The 18,310-nt window shown below is 36.7% G+C and carries 11 protein-coding genes and 1 pseudogene; 8 read left to right on the forward strand and 4 right to left on the reverse strand.

The annotated features are described in order from the left end of the window. Positions 1-885: 885 nt before the first annotated feature. Together MSBRW_RS15120 and MSBRW_RS15130 are read right to left on the reverse strand one after the other, a co-directional pair. Positions 886-1,500, reverse strand: coding sequence for a site-specific integrase (locus MSBRW_RS15120; RefSeq protein WP_011306903.1), 615 nt, complete (start codon positions 1,498-1,500; stop codon positions 886-888). A gap of 1,022 nt (positions 1,501-2,522) precedes the next feature. Further along, positions 2,523-4,232, reverse strand: coding sequence for a glycoside hydrolase family 15 protein (locus MSBRW_RS15130; RefSeq protein ID WP_011306902.1), 1,710 nt, complete (start codon positions 4,230-4,232; stop codon positions 2,523-2,525). Positions 4,233-5,613: 1,381 nt separating this feature from the next. Between MSBRW_RS15130 and MSBRW_RS20435 the strand changes: the two genes are divergently transcribed. Both MSBRW_RS20435 and MSBRW_RS23065 read left to right on the forward strand, forming a co-directional pair. Continuing rightward, the gene (locus tag MSBRW_RS20435; protein WP_011306901.1) at positions 5,614-6,840 is read left to right on the forward strand and encodes a PKD domain-containing protein; all 1,227 of its coding nucleotides are present in this window, start codon (positions 5,614-5,616) and stop codon (positions 6,838-6,840) included. Between the two features lie 638 nt (positions 6,841-7,478). After that, the gene (locus MSBRW_RS23065; RefSeq protein WP_196298002.1) at positions 7,479-7,634 is read left to right on the forward strand and encodes a hypothetical protein; all 156 of its coding nucleotides are present in this window, start codon (positions 7,479-7,481) and stop codon (positions 7,632-7,634) included. An 87-nt stretch (positions 7,635-7,721) separates the two neighbouring features. Here MSBRW_RS23065 and wrbA read toward each other — a convergent pair whose 3' ends face one another. Beyond that, a complete protein-coding gene (wrbA, locus tag MSBRW_RS15140; protein ID WP_011306900.1) occupies positions 7,722-8,348 on the reverse strand; it encodes an NAD(P)H:quinone oxidoreductase type IV in 627 nt (208 codons plus the stop codon). A 285-nt stretch (positions 8,349-8,633) separates the two neighbouring features. Here wrbA and MSBRW_RS15145 point away from each other — a divergent pair, with 285 nt between their 5' ends. The 4 genes from MSBRW_RS15145 to MSBRW_RS23070 all read left to right on the forward strand — a co-directional run bounded on the left by MSBRW_RS15145 (position 8,634) and on the right by MSBRW_RS23070 (position 13,431). Continuing rightward, positions 8,634-9,782, forward strand: coding sequence for a glycosyltransferase family 2 protein (locus tag MSBRW_RS15145; RefSeq protein ID WP_011306899.1), 1,149 nt, complete (start codon positions 8,634-8,636; stop codon positions 9,780-9,782). 8 nt (positions 9,783-9,790) lie between these two features. Continuing rightward, complete coding sequence (locus MSBRW_RS15150; protein WP_011306898.1) at positions 9,791-10,960, forward strand: glycosyltransferase family 4 protein; 1,170 nt, start codon at positions 9,791-9,793, stop codon at positions 10,958-10,960. A 558-nt stretch (positions 10,961-11,518) separates the two neighbouring features. Next, positions 11,519-12,454, forward strand: a complete 936-nt coding sequence (locus MSBRW_RS15155; RefSeq protein WP_048103289.1) for a hypothetical protein — start codon at positions 11,519-11,521, stop codon at positions 12,452-12,454. A gap of 839 nt (positions 12,455-13,293) precedes the next feature. Beyond that, complete coding sequence (locus MSBRW_RS23070; RefSeq protein ID WP_011306896.1) at positions 13,294-13,431, forward strand: hypothetical protein; 138 nt, start codon at positions 13,294-13,296, stop codon at positions 13,429-13,431. A 305-nt stretch (positions 13,432-13,736) separates the two neighbouring features. On the opposite strand, the pseudogene MSBRW_RS15160 reads toward MSBRW_RS23070, so the two are convergent. Beyond that, positions 13,737-14,348, reverse strand: a pseudogene (locus tag MSBRW_RS15160) (ISH3 family transposase); the annotation flags it as partial. Positions 14,349-15,118: 770 nt separating this feature from the next. Between MSBRW_RS15160 and MSBRW_RS15165 the strand changes: the two are divergent. Together MSBRW_RS15165 and engB are read left to right on the forward strand one after the other, a co-directional pair. Further along, entirely contained in the window at positions 15,119-17,329 is a 2,211-nt protein-coding gene (locus MSBRW_RS15165; protein ID WP_011306894.1) for a hypothetical protein, read from the forward strand. A 340-nt stretch (positions 17,330-17,669) separates the two neighbouring features. Further along, positions 17,670-18,299, forward strand: a complete 630-nt coding sequence (gene engB, locus MSBRW_RS15170; RefSeq protein ID WP_011306893.1) for a GTP-binding protein EngB — start codon at positions 17,670-17,672, stop codon at positions 18,297-18,299. Positions 18,300-18,310 lie beyond the last annotated feature (11 nt).

Here is an 18,310-nt window from a genome sequence, read left to right on the forward strand (position 1 = left end):
TTTATTTAAATCAGAAATTACTAATTGTTAACTATAACATAATTAATATATATTTATAATAAATGGGAAAAATGACAAATAAAATTATATGTATGATCTGCATGATATTGATTTAGAACTGCACCTACAAAAAAGAACAATCATGAATATTTAAATGTTAAAATGTGCTTGCTGCCAAATGTAGGATTTTTAGAGATATCAAATATTTAAAAGTAAAATTTAAATATAATATATTCTATACTGTTATAAAAGTTCTGTAAAATCACAAGTGGAACTAAACTGAGAAAACGCAGAAGGTTTCAATAAACCTCTATGTATACTCAAATATTCTTAAAAATTTACTGCTAGAATTAGCATAAATAAGACTAAAGTGGATAGATTTTATGAAAATCGATGTAGAAAATGGTAATTATGGCCTACGAAGTGGATTTGCAAACAGGTTACGCAGCATAATAAATATTTATTGTGCACTATAAAGAGACTAATATCAAATGGTTTTAATACAGTTATTTTCTTAACAATACTGTATTTTTACATTGATATTTCATTTCAATGACAAAAATACCTAAGAATATATCGAATAACCAGTAGTTTTATAGGAAAACTACTACATTTATCTACAAGATCATACAAAACCAATATCAGATAAGTAGATTAAGTTATGTAAGACAACAACTTTATAATCTCACATCTCATCAAACTATGACTTCTTTAGTTGTTGTCTTCTTAAATCTTAGTTAGTATCCTTTTTCCGTATGTATTCCAAACCTAAAATTTGACTTTGAATTTATAGAAAATTAGAAACAATTCCTACAAATATAACTCATGCAGTTTATTGAAGGGCAAATATTAGAAAATTTTAGACTAGCTAGACTATTATTCATCTTAGCTATCTGTTCTAAGAATACCCCATTCCATTAATCTTTTTTTGATCTGGTGCATCTCTATATCTGTAAAGCTGAGTCCTTGATAATGATAAAGAGATGTCTGAGGATCGTGTCCCTGTCTTTGGTAAACTTTAAAAGGCGGTACTCCTGAACTTAGCATCCAAGATTCAATACTTTTTCTTGTAGTTTTTGCTGAGATTCCAAATGGATTAAAATCAGTTTTAACAGCCCATCTTTTAAGGTCTTGGTTCCAGGTGTCAATATCTGGAGGAGCGGGCCAGTTAAAAAATTGATCAAGAATATAGGGAAAAGTTGAGGGTAACAAATCAATGGTTCTCTCCTTCGCTTTTCGTTTCACTTTCTTCTGTGCATCTTCATTAAGACGAATTTGGTTCCTGCTCTCAGAGTACCATTCAGGATGATCATATAGCCTTTGAATTTCAGCATACCTCATGCCAGTTATTGTTGATAGCTCAAAAAGAGTTTTATGTCTCTTTTTTGGAATTCCTGCCTTAAACTTATCATATTCTACAGGAACAAAGATACGGATTCCATTTACATAAATGGCTTCTTTGTCCCTTGTAAATCCTGAAACCGGATACTTTTCTTTCATTTATTATTATACAGTTGTTTTTCATAAAAATACTTTATTATTGTTTGACTAAAATTTGTATCGGTGAACATCTGTTGAGATAATATGAAAAATACAGTATTTTGATAATAACTACTGCATTTAATTATTAATATTATGTTAAGACATTGAGAGGAAAACCAATAAGTACTAACACCTATTAAAGTGAGATCACAGTAAATGGAAGTACTGTAAATGTTCAATATTATTTAAACTGTTTACCTACATCTTCACTTGTCTTATTTGGAAATTCTTTCATTTTGGAACTCTTGTAAGTTTTATAAATCTATTTATAAAATAGGACTTACGCAGTTGGACTGAAGATCAATAGCATCAGACCATTTGCTGGTTAAAATACGACTTTGATCCGCAGGCTTTGTCGTAATGGGTTCTGTTCCTCAAGTGCGTAAGTCCTATAAAATATAAACTATGGTATTTTTCGTCATCCAGAGACATTGAGAAAACTGTCTAAGTGTTTCTTATGCTTTTTTGATATTGGATGAGTTTATTAAAGGAAACAAGCGTATTCTCTGATAGGATGTAACATTTGGATTTGTATAGCAGTATACGAATATTTTATGTCAAAAGGTTCGTATTCCAAAATATCCTGAAAAATTAGGTTTTTACAACTGAACCAAAAAAAGTTTAACTCCTGTGAAAGGAGCTTATAATCACATCTACTGGTCTGCCATTACTTGGTGGTACACCAATGCTGCAACCAAAGATTTATCATTATTATTATGGGTAAAAATGGCAGAGAACATACCAAGTCAACTAATGATGCTTATCCAGTTCAAAGGGATGGGATTAATGTTGAGAAATAGCAAGATTGGCAGCAGTATGATTGATATCAACTGTAGCAAAGGTATGATAATCATTGATGTTATGTTAATTGGCAAATAGAAGGCAAAAAACTAAAAATTTTAAGGCTAAAAATTTGGGAAACTTTCAAAAATACATATTTAAGTTATCAGAGAGTTTTTCAGGAAAATCGCTTATCGTTTTTATTTTTCCGAATAATTACATGAACTACCTTCTTTTTTCTCAAGGGCCTGCAGGTATTCGAGGACTGCGAGGACGTAGGTTGAGTGGGACCAGGCCAGGGGGAGGACAGATACAGGGTTACCTCTATCATCGATCTGTTCGGATAGGAGGCCGGTGGGGTGAGCGTGAGCTGCGCACCATTTTAGGAGTTCGAGAGCTCGGTCAAGGTTGCCAACTGCGGAATGCCACTGTGAGAGCCAGAGAGTGCAGAGAATCCAGCTGTTCATATAGCCAAAATAAGTATCGTGAAGGTACCTGGCAATCCCGCCTGAAGGGCGCTTAAGCTCGCGTTCAATAGCTTCCATTGTCCGGACGACCCTGGGGTCATCTGGGGGAAGAATCCCGAAGTACCAGACTGCAAAGACTGAGGAATCAAGTGTAGGGTCGTCAAGAGAACGGCGGAAACGTTTTAGTCGCTTATCGTAAAGTCTCTCCAGAATAGACTTCCGAATAAGGTCTGCAGCTTCCTTCCAGACATTTGCATTGTCATAATCGCCAAGAGAACGGGAGAGTTCATAGGCTCCGTTGAGGCCTGCATAGACCGTACACGCGCTGTAGGTGTGTATGCCTTTTCGTTCTTCCCAGAGGTCAAAACTCGAAATTGGAAGGCTTGTTTTCGTATCAATGGCTTTTATAAGATAGTTAGCTGTGGGAATCACAAGTCTTCTGTAGTACCTGCCTGTTGTCCAGACACTCTTTGCAATTTCCCAGTTGTTATAGAGGGTATAAAGAGGAAGCCCTGTTTCGTCGATTTGAATCATGGGGACAGGATGCCATGTGCTCCCAAAGTCTCCTGCAGGTGTGTACTTGTGAAGAAAGTTTCCTCTAGGGGTGATGGTTTTTGAAAAAAATTCAAAAGTTTCGGAAGTCAGATGGTGATATCTCGCCCTGTCAAGAGCAATGCAGATCCAGGCTGCATCTCTTGGCCAGCAGTAGGTGTAAAGGTCTGCTCCAAATTGCTTTATATCCGAATCGCAAGACGCAATTATCGAGCCCGTGATATCCATGTGGGCAACAACTGCAAGGAGACTCCTGTAAAAGCATTTTAAGACACTTTGAGGAAGTTCCGGCATTCGAGAAAATTCCGGAAGGACGGATACTCTCTCAATAAACGAGTTCCAGAAATTGAAGCTATGATGGAAAAGGGTTTTTCTTCCGGCTTCCTTTTCCTGTTTATGAGTCTGAAGCACGCTGCAGTACTTTTTTCCGAGAACTATCCAGTAGTGTAACCTTGTCGATTCTCCAGGCTTCAGTTCGGGAAGGGTCCAGCCAAGGGTGGAATCTACCGAGCCATGCGCTACAGGATTCCCGCTAAGAGATGCATCACTTTCCATATCTCTCCAGGTGCCTTCAAGCCCTCTCCACTCTGCAGTTCCAACTGCATACTGGTCAAACGCAGGGTCACTTGCGTGCAGGAAATATCGGTCGCGCTTGTAATGGATAAGTGTATGTTTATCGATTACAGCCGTTTCTCCGATTTTGGTCTCAAGAATTCGATAATTCTGGTTTGAGAAAAGACGCAAATGTTTGGGCTTATTAGATGTATTAGTGACCTTAAAAGTCCTGTAAAATATATTTACCGAGGGGTGAACAGCTTCCCATACAGTGATTCGGAGTCCGATCTCCGGATTTTCGAATACTGTTTCCCCTATATTAGAGACAACTCCCATACAGGCCTCAGGGATTTCCTGGTTGCCTTCTAGAATCTCGTATTTCCTTCTTACGCCTTTCCTGTTCTCTCCTGAGGTTTCAAGGATACGCTTACAGAACTCCTCCTTAAACTCGGATTTATATCTCTGTCGAATCTTCCAGTTTTCAAGCCAGCTGCAATAAAGGGAGTCAAGATCGCATATGCCAACTTTTATAGAGTTTCCGTGATTCTCAAGTCCTACATATGGAAAATAGATATCCCTTATAGTTCCTTTTTCATCTTCGCAGATCAGGATTCTCCCATTTCCGAAAATTAGCGGCCTAATTCCGGATACCTCCTGTTTTTTTAAATTTTTATGGCCCTACAAATAATACAACTCAGACATTTAAGCTTCAACTCAGGTTCCCAAAATATAGTGACATAATCTAGTTGAATTATTTTTTTGAATATATAACCCACTATAAAAAATGAATGTATTACCTCAAATAGCTTAGTACAAAATGTTTTTATATTTTAATAAGAGCTGGACTTTGGCTTTATATTTTGCTCATTTAGCCTTAAAATGTCTTGCTTATTTGCAGTTCTAAATATTATTTACAGTTCTAAATATTAGGATAATATCAAAAAGATACATTGTCAAAAATACCTTTTCCTGGTCTTTTTGCTGGCTGCGAATAATAAATTTAGTCTCCGATAAACTGCCATAACATGGGTCAGTGGAAGAGTTACTTTTATACGAATGTGTTATTTTTTTATGGAGTAACTTATCTAAGTTTTTACAGGTTTGCAAAGGTCTTTGAATTAATCATTTTAAATAAGGATAAACTTTGTTTATTTCACTAATAAATATATATACAAAGTTTTTCTCTCAAAATTACACATTTAAAGTTCTATTTTTAAGAGAGTAGTCTCAATTAAGCTTTAAAATAAAATTTGAAGAAAATTAAAGTTTTGTATATTTAATTTATTTTTTTTACAATTGTGTCTCTTGAACATGTTTTTTCTATCAGACTACAATCAATGTTAAAATATGAGGTAATATGAATCTAAATTTAAATTAAACTCTCATTAATCTATTAAATAGTAAATAAATTAATTTTCTCATTTATTTTAATTGGAAAATCTACATTAATAAACTAATTTATTTTATAAGGCTAAATGCCCCCTAAAAAATAAATTCTTTTTTTAGGACTATAAAAAATAACTTTATATACAAGTCTGTCGATTTTGTGACTGTCAAACGGCGGATAGCCGGCAGACAGTCAAAAAAAATAGGACTTAAGCAACTGAGCTAAAAATAGCGGCATAAATCTTCAAGCTGCATGAACCCTAATGTTCAGGGTAAATTTGCTCTTGCTTTATTTGCACATCAAGTGCACTGGTCCTGAGGAGAATTCGATATGAAAAAAATTTTCTTGCCTATGGTTTTATTAGTGCTGGTTATACTTCTAATGCCTACAGCTCTAGCAGCAGGCGATGTAACAGTTAATGATTTTTCCTCTAACGTTACAAATGGAAATGTTACGTTATTTACCATGTTTACGAGTGACGTTACCGGTAATGTTACTCACTGGAAGTGGATATTTGAAAACGTAGAAACAGGGGCTACCACTTACAGCAGTATAGAAACATCAACTCATCATAATATTAAAAAGCCTGGCGTTTATGATGTTACGCTGTTAGTATGGGGGCCTGATGGAAACGACTCACTTACGAAAATAGCCTATGTAACTGCCAATAGAAACAGTTCAAACCTGCCAGTTGCTGATTTCTCCACGTCTTCCACTTACGGAAGTGCACCATTGAATGTATCATTTACTGACAACAGTACAAATGCTACTTCCTGGTACTGGAAATTTGGAGACGGAGATATTTCAAAAGAGATGAATCCAACTCATAATTACTCTACTGAAGGAGACTATACTGCTCTTCTGGTAGTAGAAAATGAGAATGGCTGGAGCACAAAAACTCAAGAAATATCTGTACACAATGGTCTTCCTATAGTTGATTTTAGTGCAGATAACTCCAGTGGCTCTGTGAAATTTACAGATTTATCCCAAAATGCAACCGGATGGGACTGGGACTTTGGAGATGGAGATACTTCCGATGATGAAAGTCCAACACACATCTATTCCGAAGCAGGAAACTATACAGTAACACTCACGGCAAGCAACGAAGCTGGATCTCTCTCAAAAGTTAGTTTAGTAAACGTAACGGAAGAAGCTATAGCCAACGAAGAGAGCAGTAGTAGCAGTCACCACCACCACCACAGCAGTAGTACTGGCAGTATCAATGTCAGTAGCGCCAATACTTCTAATGCAATAATATATTTGAATGGAACAGAGTCTGAATCTACTGGTATTGACCAAAATTATAGTACAGAAACAAGCGTTAGCGATAACATCAGTGCTTCTTCTGAACTTCAAAGTAGTGTAACAGAAGCTATGAATGAAACGCAATCCGAACCTGACACTCAGGACCTTGAACAGGATAACGAAAGTACAGCAGATTCTGAGCAGACACAAAGTTCAGATGCTTCTGAAAGTGGAAGCGCAAAGTCGCCTGGATTTGAAGTGATTTATGGAGTAATCGGACTTCTTGGAGTGTCACTCTGTAGAAGAAGATAAAGCATAGTCGATCGTAGCCAAGTACGGAAATGATTATAGCTATATCGAGTAAAGGCTTATATAAAAATTTAAGTAAGAAATTAACATAAGTTAGAGCAAGGAAGAAGACAAAAGAAAGAGGATATATTCAATCCTACTAAAACCCTATATTTTTGGTTCTTTCCATAAACCAAATATAAATATTTACGGTAGAACAGAACCAAATCTGGCAAAAAGGGCATAGTCGCCTTATTTTGTCAGATTTGAAGGTTATTTTTTCTTATTTTCAAGAACTTCTTTAGTTTATGATTTTGGCGTGATGGCCTAAAATTGTTGCATACGACTCTGGTTCTCTGCCATTTTCAATCCTCAGTTTATTTCTTGGTACAGTACTTATGATCTTATGATCTGATTCTAAAGATTATTTAATTTTAAGACAGACTCTAACTGAAAATTGTTTTCTCCATATAACGATTTTGATTCTCTATACGGTGATTTTGATAAAGATCTCTTAACCCATCCAGTATATCAACTTTAATTTCTTATTAAAGATATATATACTCTTAATAAGAAAGTTTATATTTTATTGTGCTATCATAGTAAACACCTTAAAAACGAATATTAAAAAAATCACTCACTACTGAGAATGCGTGTTTACAATGTCTTACGTAAAAAAAACATGCCCTATATGTGGGAAAGAATTCTTTGTCCTTAAAAAGGCGGAGGAAAAAGCAACTTACTGTACTCTGGCATGCCTAATAAAAGCTCAAGGTAAAGTTGAATCCAGAGGTATGACTTTCCCGAGTCTTGGTTGAGTATTTGTAAGATGAAAAAATTAAAAATGCGGAGAACATCTTTAAAAGGAGAACGTTTTCCAACCTTTTTTATTTTTACGTTTCCTTTTATCCAATGAGTTTTTTGGCAATCTGGGTTACATGTCTCCCCTGATAGCGGGCCATTGCAAGTTCGTTTTCAGAAGGCTGGCGATTTTCTTCTGCTCCTGCAATTGTTGAAGCTCCGTATGGGCTACCGCCTGTGATTTCATCCATCCTTCTTTGTCGGGTTTCTGAATATGGAAGCCCGACAATGATCATTCCAAGATGTAGAAGGGTAACATGCGTTGTGAGGATTGTAGATTCCTGGCCTCCATGCTGTGTTCCACTTGAAGTAAAGACGCTTCCTACCTTTCCAACAAGAGCGTCTCGACTCCAGAGTCCTCCAAGGCCGTCAAAAACGGTACGCATCTGAGCGGTCATATTTCCGTAACGCGTAGGTGTCCCGAAAATAAGGGCATCTGCTCCTGCGAATACATCTTCATACATGCTCCTGGTCACTACAGGAATATGTGCAAAAAGATTTTTTGTTTCAATTGCCCCCATTTTTTCCAGAACTTCGTAAGGCAGGGTTTCAGGAACCTGATAGATTTCTACTTCAGCTCCTTCTACTTCTCTCGCTCCTTCAGCTATAGCTTCTGCCATTTTGTAAGTGTGACCATGAATACTATGGAATATCACGTTTACCTTAACCATTCGAATCCTCCTTAAAACCAATTGAAAAGTAAGTAAAGCGGTTCCAACTATACATAAAATGAATTAATGATCCCCGGAAAAATCCGGATCCCTTCTTAAAATTAGTTTTCTGATGCCTTATATAGCTTGTTAGCAAGAGTTGAGTTTCTCTTTCTATCCCTGTACTCTTGATTTCCTGGTTCGATTTCTGATTTTATTTTTTATCTTTTTGGGAGTACTTTGAAAAGTAAAGAGGACTACAAATTCCTGATAAATAAAACGTATCAAAATAGTTATTAGGCTATAATGCTTTATAAGCTGGACATGCCTTCTCTTTCTATCGTAATGCCTTCTATGAATGAAGAAGAAACCATCCGAATTTGCATAGAGAAAGCTCAGTCTATATTCAAAAAATATGGTATAGAAGGGGAGATAATAGTTGCTGACAACTCGTCAGACAGGACTGCAGAGATCGCAGCGTCAATGGGTGCAAAGGTAATAGGCCCTATAAAGGGCTATGGAAACGCTTACCTCAAAGGGCTGGCCGAAGCAAAAGGAGACTATATTGCTATTGCCGATGCCGATAATACCTATGACCTGCTTGAGCTTGATAAGTTCCTGGACCCTCTTATGGCAGGAGAAGCGGATTTTATAATGGGTACCAGGCTTAAAGGTGATATCAAAAAAGGAGCTATGCCCTGGCTGCATCAATATATAGGCAACCCTTTCCTGACGGGAATGCTGAATCTTCTTTTTGGGACGAAAATTTCGGACGCTCATTGTGGGATGCGAGCTTTCACAAAAGAAGCCCTTGAGAAAATGGACCTTAAAACTCACGGCATGGAACTTGCGTCCGAGATGATAATTGAAGCCGCGAAATGCGGGTTGAGAATAAAAGAAGTCCCCATAACCTATTACTCTCGCCGGGCTCCCTCCAAACTTCGCTCATTTCAAGATGGCTGGCGGCATATAAGGTTTATGATGCTATACCGTCCTTTGCCTTTTCTTTTTCTACCTGGAGCTGTGGTTTTCGTCCTTGGAGCTCTGATAATCGGTTCTCTTCTTCTTACTGGAGATATGGCAGAAAACAGGCTTCATTCTTTCATTTTGGGTTGTATGCTTTTGATTCTCGGAGGACAGACGCTATCTACCGGTGGTTATTTGAAAACATATGGTCTTATTCGCGGCATGTACCCCAATAATAAGGGAAACACTGCAAAATGGCTGAATTATCATTCTCTTGAAAAAGAACTGTTTGCAGGTTCAATCATACTTATCGCAGGCCTCCTGCTCGGGCTAAAAGTAGTATACACTTGGATCAGCTCAGGATATGGCTCTCTCTCGGAAGTGAAAAGTGCAGTTATTTCAATGGTATTTGCCTTTATCGGCCTTCAGATGATTTTCTCGGCAATTGTCCTAAGCGTAATGCTCCTTGAAGTGGACACTGACTGGTAAGTGGTTCAATGAAAATCGCCTTTGTGTACGATGCTGTTTATCCATGGGTCAAGGGCGGCGCAGAAATGCGCATACATGAGCTGGGAAAGCGGCTCTCAGCTAGGGGACACGAAGTACACATTTTCGGAGTCAAATGGTGGGAAGGAGAAGATACTTTTGAGTATGATGGCATGACTCTTCACGGCGTCTGTAAAGCTCGAAACCTTTATGTTAATGGTAGACGCTCGATTTCCGAGGCAATAATCTTCGCTGCGAAACTATTCCCTGAGCTCAGGAAAGAAAATTTTGACCTTATAGATGTGAGTGTCTTTCCCTATTTTTCCTGTTTTTCCGTAAAAGCGGTTTCAATTCTGAAAAAAGTACCTTCAGTACTTACCTGGCACGAGGTATGGGGTGATTACTGGTATGAATATTTAGGAAGAGCAGGAATTTTCGGGTTGCTGGTCGAGAAGGTGGTCTCGAAGTTATCAGAAAATAATATTGCGGTCTCGAAATGGACAAAAGATAAACTTGAGGGACTAGGGGTGCCTGGAGATAAGATCGCGGTTATTCCTAACGGGATCGATCTTAAAAGAATCTCTGGGATTGAGCCTAACTGGGAAATGAACCCTGTTAGCCCTGAAAATAAGGCCTATGACATCATTTTTGCAGGCCGGCTCATAAAGGAAAAAAACGTTGACCTGCTGATTAAAGCTGTAGCTCTTCTTAAAGCCGATTTTCCAGGTCTCAAGTGCTGTATTGTTGGGGACGGACCTGAAAAGGCAGCCCTGGAGAAACTTGCAAGGAGAAGCGGGGTTTGCGAGAATGTAGAATTTGCAGGCTTTCAGGAATACGGAGCATTGATCGGAAAAATTAAGGCTTCAAAGGTGTTTGTGCTGCCTTCAAGCCGAGAAGGATTCGGGATGGTAGTTATCGAGGCTTTTGCCTGCGGAGTGCCTGTGGTGACGGTTAGAGCAAAGTATAATGCCGCACAGGGGCTTGTTGAAGATGGAGTTGACGGGTTTATTGTGGGGATTGAGGAGAGGGAGATTGCAAAAGCCGTGGTAAAAATAATTGGGAAGGCCTCAAGGAATAGAAAAGCTTCAGAAGCCGCATTGAGCAAAGCTGAAAACTATGACTGGGAAGAAATAATTAAAAATGTTCAGTTAATGTTTGAAGCTTGTATAAAAAGAAATTAACGCTGAGTTTATCTGCATTACTAGATTGGAGATACCTGTTTAAAATGCAGGCATGAGTATTTCCTATTCAGTACTTTTCTATTCAGTACTTTTCTATTCAGTACTTTTCTATTCAGGTACTTCTAACATGGGCGAGTTGCTCAAATAATCTTATAACATTTCTATTTAATAGTATCACTATTTTAAAATGTTTATACTTTTTACTATTTATATTCTCTAATACTTATCTTTTATACTATTTCTGTTTTATACTATTTCTGTTTTAGAACATCTTTGTTTTAGAATATATCCATCTTCTAAAGAGCCTTTGAAATAAATTAATGATACTCTTCATTTTATGTACGGTTTTTAAGGGCTCCGATAAGTTTTAATTTTGTTTTTTAAGGTTTATTCTGAATTTAAATGTATAATAAAGCTTCTTTGTAAAAATTATTCCCTTTAATATCTTTATCGTGAGAAGTAAACTTATATTTAAGCCAGCTAATTTCAAGGCTGTCAACAGGTTGAAGAGCCTGCAAGAAAAATGGAATAATGAATAAGTCAAGAATGGATGAGAATATGAAAATGACAAAATCATTGAAATCAATTTCCCGTTTTGCAACGGTACTAATGGTGTTATGTATTCTCCCTTCAGGAGTCTATGCTGCAGAAAACAGTTCAAAATTTGTTCCTGCGCAAAACATAACTGAAGAAAATTTCACCGACGTTAGGGCCGACATACTTGATTCTATCAGTGAACAAATTACTGAGCTTCAAAGTTTCTATACTAATGTAAGTGAAACATCCAGTGCCTCTGAGCTTCAGGAAGTTCTGCTCAATCAGGTGCCAGCGAAAGGATGCGGTGGACCGAATGGGAAGCACAGAGGGCCTGAGGGGATGAATCAGGGACCTTGTGGAGTGCCTGGATTATTTAATCTTGATCAGGTTGAAAACATAACTGATGACAATTACACTGATGTACAGACTAAAATCGTCAACTCAATCGGAAATATGACTGAGATGCTTAACAAGCAGCTGGAAAACACTACTGATGAAAACAGGACCGAGATGATCAATGAGCAGATAACTGAGCTTGAGGACTTATCCACTAATGTGAGTGCAGCTTCAAGTGCAACAGAACTGCAAGAAGTTGTATTAACTCATATGAAGACTCAGGCTGTTGATTCAATTGAAATAGAAATCGAACACATTCAAGCTAGAGTGAGCGAAAGTGAAAACAGAACCGATGATAGCAATGAGAATGCCACAGAACTCAACGACAAAATCACGGAACTTACCACTCTAATGGATAATATCGACGCAGCTGAGTCCCTTGAAGATCTTGAAGAGATTATGTCTTCTTCACAGGGAATGCCGAGAATGGGTCCTAGAATAGGTCCTGGAATGGGTTACGGAATGGGCCCCGAACAAAATCCGATGCAGCGCGAAGGTAACTTCCCAATGTGCCCCGGAAGAATGCCTGAAAACAGTACCGATAATAGTACTGAAGCTTAAATTTTGGCAGATTTAAAGCTTGATTAAAGTGAGATGGGAAATTAACAAGGAAAAGAGACGGGAAGCTAAAAAAGGAGTATATTAAAATTTATATTTCCATCTTTTTTCCAGATGTCTGGAAAAACGAATGCTAAACCAAAATCCACTTCAGACCAAACACCTTAAACCAAAATCCACTTCAAACCAAAACACACCTTAAACCAAAATCCACTTCAAACCAAAACACACCTTAAACCAAAATCCACTTCAAACCAAAACACACCTTAAACCAAAATCCACTTCAAACCAAAACACACCTTAAACCAAAATCCACTTCAAACCAAAACACACCTTAAACCAAAATCCACTTCAAACCAAAACACACCTTCAAACTAAAATCCACCTCTCAAAAAATAGACACCTAGTGCATCGATTCTCAAATATATACATAATAAGTAAATAACTATAGTCTGCGATGTCAATATTATATTAAAGTCACATGGAGTTCTTTAACACGAAAAACGCAATCTGTCGAAGAGTGATTCGATCTGGATATTACAACCACGGAAAACACGGAAAGCACGGAAGAACCACGCCTTTACTACTTATTTCCGTGTCTTCCGTGCTTTCAGTGGTTTTCAAAAAATTCATTTTTTTACATACTTTGGAATCAATGCACTAAATTGTATAGCACCTGTTGAATGTCAAATTACCTTCATTGTAGGTTCAGCCGAATTCATAGACAATTTCTCTATGAACTATTAAAAATCTATGATGGCTGAACCACCTATGTAATTCAAAATTTATAACAAGTTCTGAATTAATCTTATCTATATCTTTGGAAAACAGGAGATTACTATATGTTGTTACAAAAATGTCCAAAGTGTGGCTCCAAGCTTGAAAATGATACTTTCAGGGATTTTCAGTATTGCTCTGTGTGTGGGTACTGGACAAGGAAAGATACTGCAAGGCTTGAACCATTGTTAATCCTGGAGTAATTATAATATGTTTGAATTCTCTTTGGAGTTTACTCGTTGTGGTACACTTCTCAAAAAGCAGTTACCTGGCTCAAATAAGTTTTATTACTGTAGAAAGTGTAGATCTATATCCTCAGTTGCGTCCATAAGAGTGCCTGCTTATCTGCGAATCCGCAGATTAATGTTTAGCTGACCAAAAAACAAAAGTTGTTTCTGTGAATTTGGTGTTATAAACAACCAGTAAAGTTTCTGATCCTGAAAAATGGTCCTGATATGCTCCTTAAAATCTTACTGAGTGAGAATCAAATTCAGTAATTCGCTAAAATCTTTGAAGTCCATCTGACTCCAAAAACAGCAAAACCAAGGTTCTCACATCCCTTTTTATCTCTTTTTCCTTTCAGATACTTGACATTAATAATAATGTCCAGAGAAATCATTTCCTTGGAGTTCTTCATGACATATTGAGTGCTCTTGTTAATGATGTAAAGAGAAATGTATGAGTAAAAAGAGTTTGTTGATTTTTTAGCCTGGCTACGGATTACATATTTTTCGTTAGCCAAGTCTGTTTTTCCATAATAAGGATCGTTGGTAAGATCAACAGCGAATTCATAGTACTTACCTGTTTTTAGCGTTTTTAGAGGATTTTGAAGGAGTATATTTTCATTGGATGGGATCAATTCGTCCATGTTTAGTTTATTAAGATGGTAGCGGAGAGATGTTTCACAAGTAACAGCAGAATACTGTTTTGAGATAGAATGGATGGAATTCTTATCAACTGCCAAACTAACAACAGTACGAATAATGTCTTCACTTGTAAGTGAACCCTTGATCTTGAGAGTTACATGGAATTTAAGAGGTTGTAGTACCAAATCAATACAGTATTTTGACTTTAATTCAATTTTAGATCTATATCCATATTTATGTGATAAAAGAAACACAATAAGGCATTTTTATCACATATTAAGGTATTGAAAAGCCTCCTTAACGAAAAAATGAAAATTAGAGAAGTACTGAATTTGTCACGATTCTTCACTTAATCGAAGACGAATGGAGATTGTTTCAGAAAGTTTTCTGCATAGCCGGAGAAATAACCAGCAAAAATAGCAAATTTATCACAAAAGGATAGAGATTTACTTCTGACTCTCAGCAGTATCTGGACTACTTACTTAACATTACTCCTAAAATTCTATACAAAATAAGAATAAAAACAAGGATTAAAACAAGCTGTCTCAAACTCAAGTCATTTCTACAATTGATTATGGAAAATGTTTACTTTAAATATACAAAAGATATTTTTTCAAACTTTAGGTACAAATTAACCTCATAGTCGAATAAAATATCCCATTTGTAAAATCAAGTTTACTTTTTAAACAACCTGAAAAAGAAATATTAAAAAGGATTAAAATGATTAAAAAAGAAAAATTAAAAAAGAGAAATTAAAAAAGAGAAATTAAAAAAGAGAAATTAAAAAAGAGAAATTAAAAAAGAAAAATTAAAAAGGATTAAAATGATTAAAAATGAAAAATTAATAAAGAAAAATTAAAAAAGAGAAATTAAAAATGAAAAATTAAAAAATACTAAAAAAATTAATAAAGACCTAATAACATATAATATTAATTAATTAAGTAACTGGTTAGAGGCTGATCCTAAATAAACTTAAAAAATAACTGGGTAAACTGATAATCAAGTTTTACCTCTGAGAGATACAATGACATCGGGTACACAGAAATGGCTAAAAAGACACTTAATTGATAGCCAGATATTGAATTTTCAGAAAAAAAGTTTGAAAGAACACACCAGTGTCTTAATACTATACACTTTACTAACTTTTATACTCACTTATCCTGTAGTTTTCAAGATACGCAATTATATTCCGGGAAGCGGAGACGCATTTCAGTGGATAAGGATACTCTGGTATACTCCAGTAGCCATATTTAACTCTGGCCTAACAAAATTAACACACGACTATTTCATATTTTATCCGTATGGAATCCCAGCTTCCCCATTTCAGTCGGCATTTAATCAACTCTTATCATACGTGTTATCCAGTATAATGGAAATTCACGTAGCGTACACTATACTATGGTTATTCTCATTTATTTTTGGTGCATATGGCACATATTTGCTTGTAAGATATCTGACAGGTGATAGAACCTCTTCTTTCATTGCCGGAATTGTGTTTGCTTTTTCACCTTATCATTTTGTACATGCACTTGGCCATTTTGGGGCAACCAGTATTGAGTGGATACCTTTCTGCGCCCTGTACTTGATGAAAATGTTTAAAGAAGGTGGAGTTCGAAACAGTTTTTTTGCAGGCATATTCTTTATTCTCGTAGCCATGAGCGACCTTCAATATATGGTGTTTATGGGAATTTTTGTGATGTTACTGTTTGTATATGAAATATATGTTTTTTTAAGAATAGAGAAAATAGGTTATAAAGAGATGCTGAAAAGAATCCTTTATAAGTACACTTTATTTGGATTTGTTTCATTTATAGGTATAATACCTCTCACCTTTGAAAACATTCTAACAGCAACATCCAGTAATAACTTTTTAAAATTAAATCCCTCTGAAACGGTTAGGTATTCAGCTGATTTACTGAGCTTTTTTATTCCTTCGGTTTTGCATCCCGTTTTTGGGAATATTACGACAGCGATTTATAATAATTTTTCAGGAAATATCAGTGAAAACACGATGTTTATCGGATACGCTGTGATTTTACTCTCTTTGTTTGCAGTTCATAGATTGAAAGGAAACAAATATGTAAAATTCTGGCTGATAGCTGCCCTGTCTTTTTCGATAATCAGCCTTGGCCCACTTCTTCATGTAAACGGTAAGACCTCGTTTACAGAATTCAATACTACTGTTCCTCTTCCGTATTTAGTTTTGTATAATTTGATTCCATTTCTGGACAATTGCCGGACAACCGGCAGATTTTTTGTAATTGGTTCGCTCTCATTCGCAGTTTTAATGGGTTATGGGGCGTCAGAACTGCTAAAATCTAACAGGATTACTAATAACAGGATTAATAAAAGGGTGGCCGCAATTGTAATAACCAGTTTGATAATTTTCGAATATCTGGCAGTTCCTGTATCTTTATCAACTGTCGATGAACCTTCATTTTATAAAGAAATTTCACAAGATAGAGATAGCTACGCATTGCTTGAAATCCCAGCAACTAAGGATTATGTAGCAGGTTCAACCATTATTTATTACCAGACAATACATGGAAAGCCTGTTATAGGTAACTGGGCTGCCAGGTATCCATCTACTGCGAGAAATTTTGAATTAAATACACCTGTGGTAAGGGAATTAACCTATTTGCAACCTTTTACTGATGATATCCTGGACCAAGATATCGATAAAGTCGGAACATCCATTTTAAATTATTATAATATCTCGTATATTGTTTTGCATACAAATTATATGAATGACAGAGAAATTGACTTTACCGAGAAACTAATCCAAACGAATCTCGACGCGGAACGAAAAACCTATGAACAGGACTCTCTTATTGTGTATCACGTCAAAAAAGAGCCTCTAAAATCATTTATGATTTTAAAAGGCGGATGGAACTCACTGGAAAAATTCGATCTAGAACCCACTCGATGGATATCAAATAATGCTACAATATCAATTTGTTCAAATAGTTCTAGAAACGCTACACTAAATTTTAATGCATGCAGTTTTCACCGTCCAAGAACTCTCGAGGTTTATAATGGCAAAGTTCTTCAAGATAGGCAAACTATCAGTACAGTTTTTTCCAGGACATCTATTCCAATTAGCTTAAAGAAAGGCGAAAATCTCATTCTTCTGCATGTGCCAGAAGGGTCTGAAATTCCAAGTGAGATTCCAGAGTTAAAAAGCGAAGACAGCAGGGAACTGAGCATAGCAGTTCAACAGGTTCAATTAACCTGACCATGGCAGCGTCAAGTGAACGGAAGCGCAAGATTAAAAGAAGAATAAGTCGAAGACCAAAAAGAAGGTTAAAAGCAAGAAGTCGAAGACCAAAAAGAAGGTTAAAAGCAAGACCGAAAATGAGACTAAAAAGAGGACAAAAAGAAAGCTGAAGTGTAGTGAAGATACATCAAGGCAGCCTGTAACAAGGCTTACCGGATGATTTATGTTCTTTTATTTTTTTACAGCATAAAAAGAATTACGTTCACCAGAACATGTTTTCAGAATTAAATCTGAAAACAAGTCTTTTGAGAAAAGGCTTGCGGGCAAGCAGTTTTTTGAGAAGACTTGGAGGTAAAAAATGGAAACCAGTAAGACTGCAGCTGAAAGCGGGGTAAGTTTTGAGATTATCTTTGTAGGCCGTTCAAACGTGGGCAAATCCTCGTTACTAAGGGAACTCTTCGGAGCAAAAGTAAGGGTTGGAAAACGCCCTGGGGTTACCTTACGCCCTGCGCACGTCCAGGTCTCGGATCTGCTTATCACGGATATGCCTGGCTTCGGCTTCATGAGTGGAGTAAAAGACCGAAAGCAGGACATAGTAAAAGACAAAACCGTGCACTATATCGAAGAGAATGCCGAAAGGATCAAGCTAGGAGTGCTTGTAATAGACAGCCCGGCTTTCCCGCAGATAGTAGACCGATGGGACTCAAAGGACCAGATCCCGATAGACGTTGAAATGTTCGATTTCCTGAGGGAAGTCGGGATTGATACCATTATTGCTGCAAACAAGATGGATAAGGTAAAAGAAAGCGAGTACGGTTCCCTTCTTGACGAGATTGCAATTCGACTCGGGCTTGAGTCTCCCTGGCAGAACTGGAAGCATATAATAGCTCCTATCAGCGCCAAAAAAGGAGACATAAAAGCTTTAAAAGGTCTGCTTCGGGACAGGCTGCACGAAATGAAGAGGGATGACCTGTTCAAGTATGTTTGATCTGAAAAAAC

Origin of the sequence: Methanosarcina barkeri str. Wiesmoor, from assembly GCF_000969985.1 — an archaeon.
GTDB classification, from domain to species: domain Archaea; phylum Halobacteriota; class Methanosarcinia; order Methanosarcinales; family Methanosarcinaceae; genus Methanosarcina; species Methanosarcina barkeri_B.